Origin of the sequence: Pseudomonas carassii (assembly GCF_036324045.1) — a bacterium.
Classification (GTDB): Bacteria; Pseudomonadota; Gammaproteobacteria; order Pseudomonadales; family Pseudomonadaceae; genus Aquipseudomonas; species Aquipseudomonas peradeniyensis.
This window is the reverse complement of the sequence record NZ_JAZDCT010000014.1, coordinates 54,640-68,912: the sequence shown is the minus strand read 5'-3', so window position 1 is coordinate 68,912 and position 14,273 is coordinate 54,640. Positions and strand designations below refer to the sequence as shown.

19 protein-coding genes are annotated in these 14,273 nt (G+C 62.3%); all 19 read left to right on the top strand.

The features are described 5' to 3' along the window. Positions 1-78 precede the first annotated feature (78 nt). Positions 79-825 (top strand): LexA family transcriptional regulator, encoded by a 747-nt coding sequence (locus V0R62_RS12670; RefSeq protein WP_186714661.1) that lies wholly within the window; start codon positions 79-81, stop codon positions 823-825. Between the two features lie 462 nt (positions 826-1,287). Then, complete coding sequence (locus V0R62_RS12665; RefSeq protein ID WP_186714660.1) at positions 1,288-1,635, top strand: phage holin family protein; 348 nt, start codon at positions 1,288-1,290, stop codon at positions 1,633-1,635. A 25-nt stretch (positions 1,636-1,660) separates the two neighbouring features. Then, on the top strand, positions 1,661-1,849 hold the full coding sequence (locus V0R62_RS12660) for a Com family DNA-binding transcriptional regulator (protein ID WP_330103945.1): 189 nt from the start codon (positions 1,661-1,663) through the stop codon (positions 1,847-1,849). Positions 1,850-1,859: 10 nt separating this feature from the next. Continuing rightward, the gene (locus tag V0R62_RS12655) at positions 1,860-2,690 is read left to right on the top strand and encodes a putidacin L1 family lectin-like bacteriocin (protein ID WP_330103944.1); all 831 of its coding nucleotides are present in this window, start codon (positions 1,860-1,862) and stop codon (positions 2,688-2,690) included. A 62-nt stretch (positions 2,691-2,752) separates the two neighbouring features. Continuing rightward, a complete protein-coding gene (locus tag V0R62_RS12650) occupies positions 2,753-3,250 on the top strand; it encodes a hypothetical protein (RefSeq protein WP_330103943.1) in 498 nt (165 codons plus the stop codon). Continuing rightward, a complete protein-coding gene (locus tag V0R62_RS12645) occupies positions 3,247-3,807 on the top strand; it encodes a phage baseplate assembly protein V (RefSeq protein ID WP_330103942.1) in 561 nt (186 codons plus the stop codon). Before V0R62_RS12650 ends, V0R62_RS12645 begins: the two co-directional genes overlap by 4 nt. 92 nt (positions 3,808-3,899) lie before the next feature. After that, a complete protein-coding gene (locus V0R62_RS12640; protein ID WP_050704437.1) occupies positions 3,900-4,232 on the top strand; it encodes a hypothetical protein in 333 nt (110 codons plus the stop codon). A 79-nt stretch (positions 4,233-4,311) separates the two neighbouring features. Beyond that, positions 4,312-5,289, top strand: coding sequence for a baseplate assembly protein (locus tag V0R62_RS12635; RefSeq protein ID WP_330103941.1), 978 nt, complete (start codon positions 4,312-4,314; stop codon positions 5,287-5,289). Next, positions 5,286-5,918: a phage tail protein I gene (locus V0R62_RS12630; protein WP_330103940.1), complete on the top strand. Its 633-nt coding sequence runs from the start codon at positions 5,286-5,288 to the stop codon at positions 5,916-5,918. The genes V0R62_RS12635 and V0R62_RS12630 overlap by 4 nt, the downstream gene beginning before the upstream one ends. Beyond that, the gene (locus tag V0R62_RS12625; RefSeq protein WP_330103939.1) at positions 5,915-6,601 is read left to right on the top strand and encodes a phage tail-collar fiber domain-containing protein; all 687 of its coding nucleotides are present in this window, start codon (positions 5,915-5,917) and stop codon (positions 6,599-6,601) included. Before V0R62_RS12630 ends, V0R62_RS12625 begins: the two co-directional genes overlap by 4 nt. A gap of 5 nt (positions 6,602-6,606) precedes the next feature. After that, a complete protein-coding gene (locus V0R62_RS12620) occupies positions 6,607-7,332 on the top strand; it encodes a hypothetical protein (protein WP_330103938.1) in 726 nt (241 codons plus the stop codon). 8 nt (positions 7,333-7,340) lie between these two features. After that, entirely contained in the window at positions 7,341-7,793 is a 453-nt protein-coding gene (locus V0R62_RS12615) for a hypothetical protein (RefSeq protein WP_330103937.1), read from the top strand. A gap of 138 nt (positions 7,794-7,931) precedes the next feature. After that, positions 7,932-8,258, top strand: a complete 327-nt coding sequence (locus tag V0R62_RS12610) for a GPW/gp25 family protein (RefSeq protein ID WP_028690641.1) — start codon at positions 7,932-7,934, stop codon at positions 8,256-8,258. Further along, complete coding sequence (locus V0R62_RS12605) at positions 8,255-9,136, top strand: baseplate assembly protein (protein WP_330103936.1); 882 nt, start codon at positions 8,255-8,257, stop codon at positions 9,134-9,136. The genes V0R62_RS12610 and V0R62_RS12605 overlap by 4 nt, the downstream gene beginning before the upstream one ends. Before the next feature lies 1 nt (position 9,137). Further along, positions 9,138-9,746 carry a phage tail protein I gene (locus V0R62_RS12600; RefSeq protein WP_330103935.1) on the top strand — a complete coding sequence of 203 codons (609 nt, stop codon included), beginning with the start codon at positions 9,138-9,140 and terminating at the stop codon, positions 9,744-9,746. Beyond that, positions 9,739-12,069: a phage tail protein gene (locus V0R62_RS12595; protein ID WP_330103934.1), complete on the top strand. Its 2,331-nt coding sequence runs from the start codon at positions 9,739-9,741 to the stop codon at positions 12,067-12,069. Before V0R62_RS12600 ends, V0R62_RS12595 begins: the two co-directional genes overlap by 8 nt. Further along, complete coding sequence (locus V0R62_RS12590; RefSeq protein WP_280070501.1) at positions 12,066-12,497, top strand: phage tail assembly chaperone; 432 nt, start codon at positions 12,066-12,068, stop codon at positions 12,495-12,497. The genes V0R62_RS12595 and V0R62_RS12590 overlap by 4 nt, the downstream gene beginning before the upstream one ends. Before the next feature lie 82 nt (positions 12,498-12,579). Next, positions 12,580-13,746 carry a phage tail sheath subtilisin-like domain-containing protein gene (locus V0R62_RS12585; RefSeq protein ID WP_069016700.1) on the top strand — a complete coding sequence of 389 codons (1,167 nt, stop codon included), beginning with the start codon at positions 12,580-12,582 and terminating at the stop codon, positions 13,744-13,746. Positions 13,747-13,759: 13 nt separating this feature from the next. After that, positions 13,760-14,269, top strand: a complete 510-nt coding sequence (locus V0R62_RS12580) for a phage major tail tube protein (protein ID WP_023628885.1) — start codon at positions 13,760-13,762, stop codon at positions 14,267-14,269. Positions 14,270-14,273: the final 4 nt, after the last annotated feature.

The window sequence follows — 14,273 nt, the reverse complement described above, 5'->3', positions numbered from 1 at the left end:
AGCGATGGCCGGGGAGCGGGGCAAATATTCATTTCTCGTTGCAGGGGGGCATTGCATTTGCGCTTTCGCGGTTGCATTATGCGCATTATGCAAAAACGCAACGTAGCCTCCGTACTCAGAGAACTGCTCGCCCGCCACGATCTGTCCCCAACAGAGCTGCATCGGCGCACGGGCGTGCCTCAATCCACCCTGTCGCGGATTCTCAGCGAGAAGATCGTCGATCCTTCGGACAAGCACGTCTCGAAGATCGCCGAGTACTTCGGCGTGAGCACCGACCAGTTGCGCGGCCGTGTCGAACTGGGCGAGTCCCGCGACGCGGCCCCGCTCGCCCAGGGCCATGCGGCGCTGAGCGATATCAGCCTGTGGGACGATGAAACCCCCGTCGAGGACGACGAGGTGTCCGTTCCTTTTCTTCGTGAGGTCGAGTTGGCAGCAGGATCAGGAAGATTCGTCATCGAGGAAAGCGAGAACGCTCGCTTGCGCTTCGGCAAACGCAGCCTGCGCCACAATGGCGTGCAGTTCGACAACGCCAAGTGCGTGACGGTGCGCGGCAACAGCATGCTGCCGGTGCTGCGCGATGGCGCCACGGTCGGGGTCAATACCGGTAAAAGCACCATCGGCGACATCATCGACGGTGACCTTTACGCCATCAACCACAATGGCCAGCTGCGAGTGAAACAGGTGTACCGCCTGCCTACCGGCATTCGCCTGCGCAGCTTCAACCGCGACGAGCACCCCGACGAGGACTACAGCTTCCAGCAGATGCAGGAAGAACAGATCAGCCTTCTCGGCCACGTCTTCTGGTGGGGCATGTACGCCCGTTGATCCCAAGCCCTCGATAAAAACCCGCTCCGGCGGGTTTTTTTTCGTCCTCAGAAATCCCCTACACCCACGTCAGATCAGGCCTCCATGCATAGGAGCAAAAGCTGATGCATAAAAAAATGAATTTGTGCATTGACTGCATATGCATGAATGCATAAAATGTACCCCAAGCCGGACGCAAACCGGTTGAGATACAGGCAGCGATGAACAGGCCTCGACTGTTCAGAGGGTTGGCAACTGGCCCGGGTGTGCAGCGTAAAGCACCACGATCAGTTATCCGGCGGGCAGGCAGCCGCGGTCGGAGTCACCAATTTGAAGCGCAACCGCACGGCGTCACCAGTCGTGGCCGGCGGTTACACCGCGCATTACTGAAAAGCCTGCAGAGCGGGCTTTTTGGAATGCCGAGTCAAGCCAATCACGATCCGCCGGCCTATCGCTGGCGGGCAACACACAGGAGACAGGAACGTGACGAACGAGCAACAGACGTTGCTGGAGATGCCGCTCTGGCTGGTGATCCTCCTGGCATTGCTGGGCGGACTTTCCGGCGAGATGTGGCGCGCCGACAAGGCCGGTGCCCGCGGCTGGGGGCTGCTCAGGCGGCTGGCGCTGCGCTCCGGGGCCTGCATGGTCTGCGGGGTGTCGACGGTCATGCTGCTGTACGCCAGCGGCATGTCGATCTGGAGTGCCAGCGCCTTCGGTTGCCTTACCGCCATGGCCGGCGCCGACGTGGCCATCGGCCTTTATGAGCGCTGGGCCGCTCGGCGGCTGGGATTGGGCGAGCAGCCCGCGGCTGTGCGCCAGGACGAAGAATGAACGCGGTAACAAGGAAGAGAGGCGGATGTTCAACGAGTTTCGCTGCGGTAAATGCAACCGCTTGCTGGCCCGCATCGGCGGGTCGGCGCTGGTCCAGATCAAGTGCTCGCGTTGCGCGACCTTGAACCACATGAAGGCCACGGGCCTCGACAACGTGCCGACGAGCGATAAGGACGGGCCGCAGAGCCCGGCTCCCGTTCAATCGATCCAGTAGGAGAAATACCATGGCAGGTCGTACCCGCATTCCTTTCAACGGCGTCGGCACTTCGGTGCTGCCCGCTTACCAGACCCTGTCGGCGGGCCAGTACCTGCTGTCGCCCAACCAGCGTTTCAAGCTGCTGTTGCAGGGCGATGGCAACCTGGTGATCCAGGACAATGGCGCCACCGTCTGGGTCGCCAATGAACAGCAACCCTTCAGCTCGACCATTCCCTTGCGCAACAAGAAGGCCCCGCTGGCCTTCTACGTGCAGTACGGCGCGTTCCTCGACGATTACTCGCGGCGCCGGGTGTGGCTGACCAACAACAGCACCTTTACCAGCAACGACCAGTGGAACCGTACCCATCTGGTGTTGCAGGACGACGGCAACATCGTGCTGGTCGATTCCCTGGCGCTGTGGAACGGCACGCCGGCCATCCCGCTGGTGCCCGGCGCGGTCGACTCGCTGCTGCTGGCGCCAGGCACCGAACTGGTACAGGGCGTGGAGTACGGCGCGGGAGTCAGCAAGCTGGTGTTCCAGGGCGACGGTAATGTCGTGGCTTATGGCCCGAACGGCGTGGCCACCTGGAACGCCGGCACTCAAGGCAAGGGCGCCGTGCGCGCCGTGTTCCAGGGCGATGGCAACCTGGTGGTCTACGGTGCCGGCAACGCGGTGTTGTGGCATTCGCACACCGGCGGCCATGCCAGCGCGGTGCTGCGTCTGCAGGCCAACGGCAGCATCGCCATCCTCGACGAGAAACCGGTATGGGCGCGCTTCGGCTTCCAGCCGACCTATCGCCATATCCGCAAGATCAACCCTGACCAGAAGCCAATCGACATCTGGACCTGGCACTTCTGAGCCGGGCGCCGGGCCTTCTCGGGCCCGGCCTTCGCCGAACCGAGCGTTCAAGGAGCACAAGCATGAGCGAACTGGCCCAGTTGTACGCGGCCGTCACCTCCACCCTGCGGGCGGCGTTGCCGGCCTTTGCCACAGTCGCCACGGAGGGCGACACCACGCTTGAGCCAGCCCTGCCGGCCTTGGTGCATGGCGTGTTGCGCATGCGTGGCGACGAGGCGCTGCGTGACGGTCGCTCATTGCTGATGGCGACCTTCGAGGCCCGCGTCACTGCCCTGGGCGCCCCCGCGCAGGCACGGACGCAGGCCGGCGTGCTGGCGGCGCAGCTGATCGATGTGCTGCGCCAGCAGTCCTGGGGGCTTGATTACGTCGAGGGCGCACGGGACATCCTTGCCGAAGCCGAGGGCACCACCTGGCGGGTGCAATGGGAACAACCGGTCCTGCTGGGGAATGTCCACTGGCCATGGCCCGACCAGCCCCCGGGCAGCCTGATGCTGGGCTTCGCCCCGGACACCGGGCCCGGCAACCAGGACAAGTACCTGTCACCGGAGGACCTGGCATGAGCTACGCCAGTGCCATGCACGATCGCATGCTGGCCAGCCTGGTGATCCCCTGTCGGGTGGTCGCGGTGGACCTGGCCGCAGCCCGGGTGCGGGTGTCCGACGGCGGCGGCTGGACCAGCGCCTGGGTGCGCTGGCATGCCCAGGCCGCCGGCAAGGTCCGCCACTGGCGGGTACCGAGCCTGGACGAGCAGGGCGTGCTGATCAGCCCCAGCGGCGAACCGGCCCTGGGCACCTTCGTCCCGGGGTTGTACGGCAATGCCGGGACGGCGCCGGACAATCGCGACCATGTCGAGGTCTGGCGCTTCGACGACGGCGGCTCGCTGGCCTATGACTGGCAGGCCAAGCGCTATGACATCCAACTGCCCAGCGGCCAGGCCACGGTCAAGGTCGGCGCCAGCACCCTGGTGGTCAGCGACAACGCCATCACCCTCGACGCCGCGTCGATCACCCTGACCGGCAAGGTTGCCATCAACGGCCCGCTGACGGTCAGCGGCGACATCAACGGCGGTGGCCGGATCATCGATACGGCCGGCAACACCGCCAACCACAAGCACTGAACTACGGCCTTGAGCCCAGCAAGATCGCCATTGAGCGACATGAACGCGGCGTGTGCCGCGACCCATCATTTCGACTCAAAAGGTAAAGCAACATGGAAGCAGTAAAAGTAGGCAAGCATTTCTTCAACGCCCACCCAACCGCCGTCAGCCAGGTCTTCAGCGCCGCGGACAACAAGGATGGCGTGTACCTGCGCACCGCCACCCTGTGCACCGGCGGCGGCATCCTCAACCTGTACACCGGCCCGAAGGCGCCGGCCTACCTCGGTGACATGAGCGTCCACGCCATCATGGGCGGGATCAACGGCGGCATCGATTCGCAGTACACCCTGCCTTATCAGCTGTTCATCCCGGCGGGTTACGGCCTGTGGACCGTCGCCAACAACGCCACGGCGGCCGTCGCCCTGACCTACGACTTCGTGTCCTGAGGCCGGTTGCCCGGCAGTGCCGGGCAACTTGTTGGGGCTGGCTCGCTGATGCGGGCCTTGACGAGCAAGGAGACCAGCGATGATCGATCTATCGCAGTTGCCTCCACCCGATGTGCTGGAGAGCCTCGAGTACGAGGCCCTTTACCAGGGGTTGCTTGAGGATTTTCGTCAGCACATGGGAGAGCGCTGGACGGCGCAGCTTGAGTCGGACCCGGTGATCCATCTGTTGGAAGTGGCTGCCTATCAAAAGCTATTGGGGCGGGCACGGATCAATGACGCCGCGAAGGCGAGCCTGCTTTCGCATGCTGCGGGTGCCGACCTGGACAACCGCGCCGCGGATTACGGTGTACAGCGGTTGCGCCTGAGTGAAGCGGATCCTGACGCGCTGCCGCCAGTGGCGGCAGTCATGGAAAGCGACGAAGACTTGCGCTATCGCACCCGTCTGTCACTGGAGGCGCTGTCCGTGGCTGGTAGCCGAGGGGCCTATGAGTTCCATGCGCGCACCGCATCCGCTGAGATTGCCGATGTTTCGGTGGACTCGCCGACGTTTCGGGGCGTTCCACTGAATGATGAACTACGTGCTTGCTTGCCTGCGGGTGCCATGGTGCTGGTATGTGACTACCCGGCTGGCCTGGTCGATCCCCTGCCGGGTGATGTGTCTCTGACCCTACTGCCCAGGCTAGAGAGTACGAGCTGCGGAAGCTCTCTGGTCGAGGCCGTGCGTAGCGTGCTCTCGGCGGAGTCCGTGCGTCCTTTGACCGACCGGCCGCGTATCCAGCTGGGTCAGCCAAGCCTTTACCGGGTAGAGGCGAGCATCGAGGTGGAAGAGGGGCCTGACCCGGAAGTGGTCACGGCTGCCGCCCATGCCCAGCTGCGAATCGCCGTGGCCGAGGCGCGCCGACTGCAGGGTGAGCTACCTGTATCTGCCGTATACGCAGCGCTGCACGTGCCCGGCGTACGCCGGGTACGACTGCGACAACCGGCTGCCGATGTGGTTTGCGACCAGCGCCATTATCCCAGTTGCGCGGGTATCGAGCTGACACAGGTGGCTTCATGAGTTTGCTTGCGCACAACGCCAGCCCCCTGGAGCGGCAACTGGAGCACGTTTGCGACCCGCGTCTCGACCCAGGGCTGATTCGAGGTGTCGCCGACTCTACACGGTGTCCACCAGCCCTGTTGCCCTGGTTGGCCTGGGCGATGAAGGTCGATGGCTGGGAGGCCGCGACCAGCGAGAGCCAGCAGCGCGCGTTGATCCGTGAGGCCATCCCTGTGCACCGCAGCAAGGGCAGCGTGGCGGCTGTACGTCGTGCCTTGCAGGCAGTTCAGGTTCATTCGGAACTCAAGGAGTGGTGGCAGGTACCTGGTGCTGCGCCCTATACCTTCCAGTTGACCGCCTGGGCCAATGACAACCGGATGGGTGAAGGGGCGATCCTGTCCCCGCAGCTCTATACCCGGTTGCGAAACCTGGTGAACGCGGTCAAGAACGAGCGCAGCCACTATGACTTTCGCCTTGGCGCCGGCTTCACGAGCGGCCTGCGCCTGGCCAATGCCAACTTCAATCGCTGTGTGGCGAGGCACGTGGCCACGCTACAGGGCGTCCCACTGACCCCCGGACAGGGCCTGCTGATCGCCAACCTCAGCCGGCCTTGTATCGTCGTGCGCGGCAGGATGGAGGCCGTCATATGAGTACTGTCTTGCAGCCCGTTATCACCAAGGCCGGCTTGGCCGCTGTGTGGCGGGCCGACAATAGCGGCCTGGCCGTGAAAATCACCCACATTGCCCTGGGCACGGCAGGCTACAGCCCGAGCACCGAACAGAAGGCATTGCGCACGGAAGCTGCGCGTCATGTCATCGCTGGCGGTGAGCGTCTTGGCAACAATCAGTTGCACCTGACTGCGATTGCCGATGGCGCACATGCCTTCTGGGTTCGCGAGGTCGGCTTTGTGCTCGAGGACGGCACGTTGTTTGCGGTCTGGTCCCACCCCAGCGAAGCGCTGGCTTACAAGCCCGCCGGCACCGATCTGTTGCTGGCCTATGACTTGTCATTGTCGGCCTTGCCGGCCGATAGCGTGACCATCGTCAGCAACGGTGCCGGGCTCAGCCTGACCCTGGCGGCGCCCCTGGCCGCTCAGGCTTCGGCACTGATAGCCGAGCAACTGCGCAACCTGCTGCAACAGGACCGGCTGGACAGCCAACAGCAGGCAGGGGGTATAGCAACTGCACAGTTGCAGGCTCTGCGGGCTTGCACGATTGAGATGGAGCAGCGGCAGGTCGATGTTCATCAACGGCTGTTGACCGTCGTGGCGGCCAATGCGGCCTCGCTGGTCAGCCTGCAGACCCTTGTCGTGAAACACATTCATGGAGAATGAGGCACATGAGCCTTGAAACGGAAATTGCCAACCTGACGTCGAAGACCACGGCGTTGATCGATTACTTCAACAGCAAAAAGACCGGCATCGAGGCGGCACTCAGTGCGGCGGTCGCTGCAGCTCCTGCCATTGCCCGGAACTTCTTTGTCGACTGTGTGGCCGGGGATGATGCTGCGGTCGGCACAAAGGCCGCGCCGTTCAAGTCACTGGCTCGGGCCCTGGCAGCAACCCCGGTAGGGGGAATCTGCGATGTCACGTTGCTGCGTGACTATGTACACACCCACCAGATCGCCCTTGTCAGCCGGCAACTGAGGATCCGCGGGAATGACAAGAAACTGATTCTCGAAGACTTCATCAATCCGGGCGATGACCTGCGCTACATGGCTGGGTTTCAGCAAATAGGCAACTCGACGCTGGAACTGACGGACTTGACCGTGGTGTTACCCGAAGGCAAGCCCACGCCCAATACCCATGCGGGGTACTCGGCGCTCATCTATGCCGGAGGCTATGCGATTCCCGTGGCCCTGACTTTGCGCCTCTACAAGGTCAAGTTCGAACTCCGCGGCGCGTTGCTGGATAAATTGGTCGGCGCAGGGTCGACCCTGGTGGTGCTGTCCGGGGCGGGAACGACGTTCCCGGCGGAAATGGCGGGGGCGATTGTATTCGGTGTGGCCAAAGGTACCGATCCGCGCACGGTCCCCTATGTATTCACCAACTTCGCTTCTTTGTGAGAACCGCCATGCAATTGGAAAACCTCAATATTTCCCATGCCGGCGAACACTACGTCGGTTTCACCTTCATCGAGCTGCCGCTGGATGCCGCACGACAGGCCGCTGTTGTGCAAATCGATGCGGCGGCCAATCAGGCGCGGGTGGCCGTGGTGGGAGACCCCTTGCGAGCATTCGAATACCAACTGGCGGAAACCGAGGCTCGGCGTTTCACCGAACAGTCCTATCAAGGCGAGGCCCCTCGGGCGGTCCGTGCCTGGGCCATGGCCTCGGGCATCTCTGATCAGCAGGCCGCTCAGGCCATCCTGGAAAAGGCCAGTGCCTGGATTACTGCACTGCACGTCATCCGCGAGACACGGCTACTGGCCAAGCAGGCCGTGTTCAAGGCCGACAGTCATGTAGAGGTTCAGAGCATTGCCGACAAGGCCTTGGTTTCTTTCCCGAGCATGCCTCTCGACATTTGATCGCTCGATGACATCCCTGCGCGCCAGATCTTCCGAGGCGTATCTCCCTGGCCCGCTCAAGCGGGCTTTTTCATGCCGGGTGATTACCATGTGCTATGTGAACAGGCAGCCTGGAGCCTCAATTCCAGGAGGTGCCCCATGATCGGCATGGACCGCCGCACCGGCCAGCCCCTGTCGGGCGTGGCCCACCTGCGTCAATCCATCGAGGACATCCTCACCACGCCCTTGGGCAGCCGGCGCATGCGTCCGGAGTACGGCAGCCAGCTGCGCCGCTACGTCGACCTGCCGGTCAACGAAGGCTGGAAGAGTGCGGTGCAGGCCGAGGTGGCCCGCGCCCTGGGGCGTTGGGAGCCGCGTCTTAAGCTGGAGCGGGTCAAGGTCGTCGCCGTGCTCGACGGCCAGGTCAGCCTGGCCCTGAGCGGTCGTTACCTGGGGGATGACGCCCTGGTAGAGGTGACGGTATGAGCCAGGTCGACCTGTCGAAACTGCCTGCCCCGCAATTGCTTGAGGACCTCGATTTCGAGGTGTTGTACCAGGAAGACCTGGCCAGCTTCCGCGCCCAGCTGGGCGACGGCTGGACCGCCAACCTGGAAAGCGGCCCGGTGACCAAGCTGCTCGAGGTCGGTGCCTACCGCAAATTGCTCAACCGGGCACGGATCAATGACGCGGCCAAGGCGCTGCTACTGGCCTATGCCCAGGGCAGCGATATCGACCAGCTGGCGGCCAATGTCAGCCTGCAGCGCCTGGTGATCCAGGCGGCGGACCCGGGCACGATTCCACCGACCGAGGCGGTGCTCGAATCCGACGACGCCCTGCGCGAACGGGTGCAACTGGTCTACGAAGGCCTGACCACCGCCGGCCCGCGCAACAGCTACATCCTCCATGCCCGCAACGCTTCTGGGCGGGTTGCCGACGCGACCGCCGAAAGCCCGTCGCCGGCGGTGGTGGACGTCACTGTGCTTAGCCTGGACAACGACGGCGTGGCCAGCCCCGAGCTGCTGGCGCAGGTAAACGCCTACCTCAACGACGACGATATCCGCCCGGTCGCCGACCGGGTCAATGTGCGCAGCGCCGAGGTGTTGCCATACCGCGTCGAGGCAGTGCTGCACATGGCCGACAACGGCCCGGAGTTCGAGGCGATCCTCAGCGAATGCCGGCGTCGCCTCCAGGCCTGGGTCAATCCACGCCGACGCCTTGGCGTCGAGGTCGCCCGCTCCGGGATTGACGCTCAGTTGCACATCGATGGCGTGAGCCGTGTCGAGCTGGTCGGCTGGAGTGACATTCGCCCGAGCAAGGCCCAGGCGGCCTGGTGCACCGGCATCGAACTGCGGCGGGGTGGCTGACATGCACAGCCTTCTGCCGCTCAACCGCACGCCGCTGGAGCGGGCCATCGAGGTGGCGGCCGACGAGGACCTCAAGGTCACGTTGCGCAGCCTCTACAACCCCGACACCTGCCCGACGCACCTGCTCTACCAGCTGGCCTGGGCCTGGTCGGTGGACCGCTGGGACGACAGCTGGAGCGAGGCGATCAAGCGTTCGGTAATCCGCTCGGCGTTCTTCGTCCATGCCCACAAGGGCACCCTCGGCGCCCTCAGGCGGGTGGTCGAGCCATTCGGCTACCTGATCGAGGTGCAGGAATGGTGGCAGACACAGCCTGCCGGGGTGCCGGGGACGTTTGCCCTGAAGGTAGGGGTGACCGACACCGGCATCAGCGAGGAAACCTACAACGAACTGTCGTCGCTTATCGACGACGCCCGGCCGGTCAGCCGCCACATGACCGGTCTGGCGATCAGTCTCGAAAGCCGTGGCGGTCTCTATTTCGGCTGCGCGCTGCAGGACGGCGATGAACTCGACGTCTACCCGCCGGCACCTCCTGACCTGATCGTCAGTGGCGCCATTGGTCGCGGCGGCCGGGAACACACAATCGATACCTTGGACATTGCACATGGTTGACCAGAATTCCCAGTTCTACGCCATTCTCACCAACGTGGGCGCGGCGAAACAGGCCAACGCGGATGCCTTGGGCATCCCGTGGAAAATCACCCAGATGGGCGTAGGCGACGCCAACGGCACCGACCCCACCCCCAACGCCACCCAGACCAGCCTGATCAACGAATGGCGCCGGGCGCCGCTGAACCAGCTGAAGGTGGACGACAAGAACAGCGCGATCATCGTCGCCGAGCAAGTCATCCCGGCGGATGTCGGCGGCAAGTGGATCCGCGAGATCGCGCTGTACGACGCCGATGGCGATATGGTCGCGGTGGCCAACTGCGCGCCGACCTATAAGCCGTTGCTCAGCCAGGGCTCGGGGCGCACCCAGGTGGTGCGTATGAACCTGATCGTCAGCAGCGCGAGCAACGTGCAGTTGAAGATCGATCCGGCGGTGGTACTGGCTACTCGGGATTATGTCGATAGCCGCATTACCGAAGAGCTCAGCAAGTTAGATATAAAGCAGTCGGTACGGGTTGCAACCTCGGTCAATCTCTCCCTTGCGGGACTTCAGACCGTCGACGGTGTAGCGCTTGTTGCGGGTGACCGAGTCCTAGTGAAAAGTCAGACGGCGGCGAAGGAGAACGGCTTGTATGTCGCGGCTGTCGGCACTTGGCCCAGAGCCTCAGATGCCGATACAAGCACAAAAGTAACGTCGGGGCTGATCGTAGTTGTCGAACTGGGTGAGGTGCTCGCAGATACCATCTGGCAATTGACTACAGATGCACCTATTACCCTTGGCCTCACCTCGTTGGTTTTTCAGAATATCACCGATGGTTTTGCGCGCCTGTTATCCCCAGCCTTTGTGGGAGCACCCACAGCACCTACGCCAGCACAATACGACAGTAGTTCAAAGCTTGCCACCACTGATTTCGTCAAGCGTGTGGGGCTGGAATACTCGAGCTTTGGTTCGGTTGCGGTCAACACAGTATTAACAGCTATTCATGTTGGAGGCCTAATCAGCGCCTCAAGTTCAACGCCTATCAGCATTACATTGCCCCCAACGCTGGGTGTTGCACAGGGGGCAACCACTACTGTCGTAAGCGCTGGCTCTGGTAGTGTCACTGTGAAGGCTGCGGCCGGCGATCTTATTTATACTGCTAGCGGAGTCGTTGGACCAATTGTGCTTGGTTTAGGGGATTCAGCTGAGTTCATCAAGCTGGCCGGGCAGTGGCGCTTGTCTGGCGGTAGCAGCATGCTGCGCTACTCACAGGTCCTGAGTGAGGAAGGCTTCGTTACCCAGGCTCAGTTCAATTCTTCCCAGCGCCTTGCAACTACAGAGTTTGTGCAGCGTGCGTTGGGCAGCTTTTCAGGTGCGGTGAGCTATGGCGCAAGCATCACGCTAACCAAGTCTGATGCTGGCAAAATCATCAGAATGGCCGGAACAGGCTATACTGTGAAACTTCCGCTGATTTCCAGCTTGGTTGAAGGCACAACTTTTGCGATTCAGCATTCGGGCACCTCAGGAACTCAAAGTGTGGTTGTTCAGGGGGACGATGTTATCGATCCTGGGGCCGGTCTTGTTACCTCACTTACGCTGAATATAGGTGATACTGCTATCCTGACCCGGGCGGCGGGTAACTGGGCGTTGACAGGAGGAAGTGCGGCGCTGGGTTATGTAGATCGCCCTACTATGCCGCAGTTCGATAGCAGTCGTCAGTTGGCGACAACTGAGTTTGTGCAGCGGGAGATTGGAAATTACAGTGGTCAGAAGGGTGTCAGCGGCGCCTATACAGTGGTCCCAGCTGACTCAGGAAAAGTTCTCAGCCTCACGGGCGGAGGCTACACGATTACGCTACCGTCTATTTCATCCTTTGCTGTTGGTTCCAAGATCAGGTTTATAAACTTTGGAACGGGCGCCATTCAGGTGGTGGGTTCGGGCTTGATAGGCACAATGTCCATCGGTATCACTGACTCGCTTGAGGTAATCGCCACTCTCGGCGGTTGGATGTTGGTTGGTGGTAGCGCCTTGCTTGGTTCAAGCTCCGGCTTTGGGGCCTCGCTCAATGGTACTGTCGGGTATCAGAAGCTTCCAAACGGAGCAATTGAGCAGTGGGGGGTATACGTCGGAGCGCCCTCGGGTTCGGACACGGTGATCACGCTTCCCGTAGCAATGCTGGCGGTACCAACCTGTATAGAACTCACATTTGCGAACTTCAGCGGCGGTGAAAACGTCGGAGTTTCCCCCGTTCTTCAAGCCAGAAATAGTACACCGGGCAGTATTACGGTGCGTAACTTATTTGTAGGGTCGTCGTCGTTCTTTTGGAAAGTGAGAGGTCGTGTATGACAACGTTTTTCAGCCCAGCGACTGGCTTTTTCTATGACGATAACGTCAATAGTTTCATTCCTTCTGACGCACGTAAAGTGAGCGATCAAATACATAACACATTGCTGGCTGGACAAAGTGGTGGTCGTCGGATTATTTCGGATATGAACGGCTCTCCTATTCTGAGTGACCCGCCCCCTCCGGATCTTGGAGTGCTGGGCACTATTGAACGACAGTGGCGTGATGAGCGGCTAGCCGCCACGGATGGTGTTGTATCGCGACACCGTGACGAGTTGGAGGAAGGCGTGGTGACCACGCTGACTACCGATCAGTACATAGAACTGCAGGCTTATCGTCGGGCATTGCGGGACTGGCCCCAGGGTAGCGACTTCCCGTCGGTTGAGCACCGGCCGCCGACGCCAGCCTTAATGGCCAGCATCATTCCATGACGCCTCGTACTGACGGGGCGTTTTCTTAACCGCTGTATCAATGGCCTCGCTCTGCGGGGCCTTTTCGTATCTGGAGACTTACATGAGTGGATTCTTCCACGGCGTCACCGTAACTAACGTCGACACCGGCGCCCGCAGCATCGCACTGCCATCGTCCTCGATCATCGGCCTGGTCGACACTTTCACCGAAGGCCCGGGCGTCACCGCCAAGGCCAATGACCTGATCCTGATCACCAGCGAGCGCGAAGCGGTCGCGGCGTTTGGCCAGGATGCGGCGATCACCAAGGCCTGCCGCGCCATCTACAGTCGCGCCAAGGCGGTCATCGTCGCCTGCGGCGTGGCCAAGCTCGAAGACGCCGCCGAGCAGACCTCGGCGATCATCGGCAACGTGCTGGCCGACGGCAAGCGTACCGGCCTGCAGGCGCTGCTCGACGGCAAGAGCCGCTTCAACGCCCAGCCACGCCTGCTGGTCACCCCCAAGCACAGCGCCACCCAGGCCGTCGGCACCGCCCTGGTGGCCCTGGCCGACAAGCTGCGCGCCATCGCCATCATCGACGGCCCCAACACCACCGATGAAGCGGCCATCGCCTACGCCAAGAACTTCGGCGCCAAGCGCGCCTTCCTGGTCGACCCGGGCGTACGCTACTGGGACAACGCCGAAGAGGCCACCGTCGACGCGCCGGGTTCGGCCTGGGTCGCCGGCCTGTTCGCCTTCACAGACCGCGAGTACGGCTTCTGGGCTTCGCCTTCGAACAAGGAGTTCGTTGGCATTACCGGTACCACCCGTGCCGTGGAGTTCCTCGATGGCGACGACACCTGCCGCGCCAACCTGCTGAACAACGCCAACATCGCCACCATCATCCGCGACGACGGCTTCCGCCTGTGGGGCAACCGCACCCTGTCGAGCGACCCGAAATGGGCCTTCGTCACCCGCGTGCGGACCATGGACATCGTCATGGACGCGATCCTCTACGGCCACAAATGGGCCGTCGACCGCTCCATCACCGCCACCTACGTCAAGGACGTCACCGAGGGCCTGCAGGCCTTCATGCGCGACCTGAAGAACCAGGGCGCGATCATCAACTTCGAGGTCTTCGCCGATCCGGAGCTGAACACTGCCAGCCAGCTGGAGCAGGGCAAGGTGTACTGGAACATCCGCTTCACCGATGTGCCGCCTGCCGAAAACCCCAATTTCCGCGTCGAAGTCACCAACCAGTGGCTGACCGAAGTCCTCGATTCCGCCGCTTAAGGAGCGCATCCACATGGCAATGATTCCCGAAACACTGGCCAACCTGAACCTGTTCGTCGATGGCGTCAGCTTCCAGGGCGACGTGCCCAGCCTGACCCTGCCCAAGCTCACCCTGAAGATGGAAGAGCACCGCCCCGGTGGCATGGACATGCCGGTCGAGATGGACCAGGGCATGGAGAAGCAGGAAGCGGCCTTCACCACCACCGGCGTGCGCCGCGAGTCGCTGAAGTTCTTCGGCCTGGCCGACGGCACCGCCTTCAACGGCACCTTCCGCGGCGCCTTCAAGGGCCTCAAGGGCAAGATCAACCCGGTCATCGTCACCCTGCGCGGTTCGCTGAAAGAGATCGACATGGGTGACTGGAAGTCCGGTGACAAGGCCGAGATCAAGCACAGTGTCGCCGTCACCTACTACAAGCTCGAAGTCGATGGCCGCCTGGTCTACGAAATCGACGCCCTGGGCATGAAGCGGGTGATCGACGGCGTCGACCAACTGGCCGCCCAGCGCGCCGCCCTGGGTCTTTAAGGAG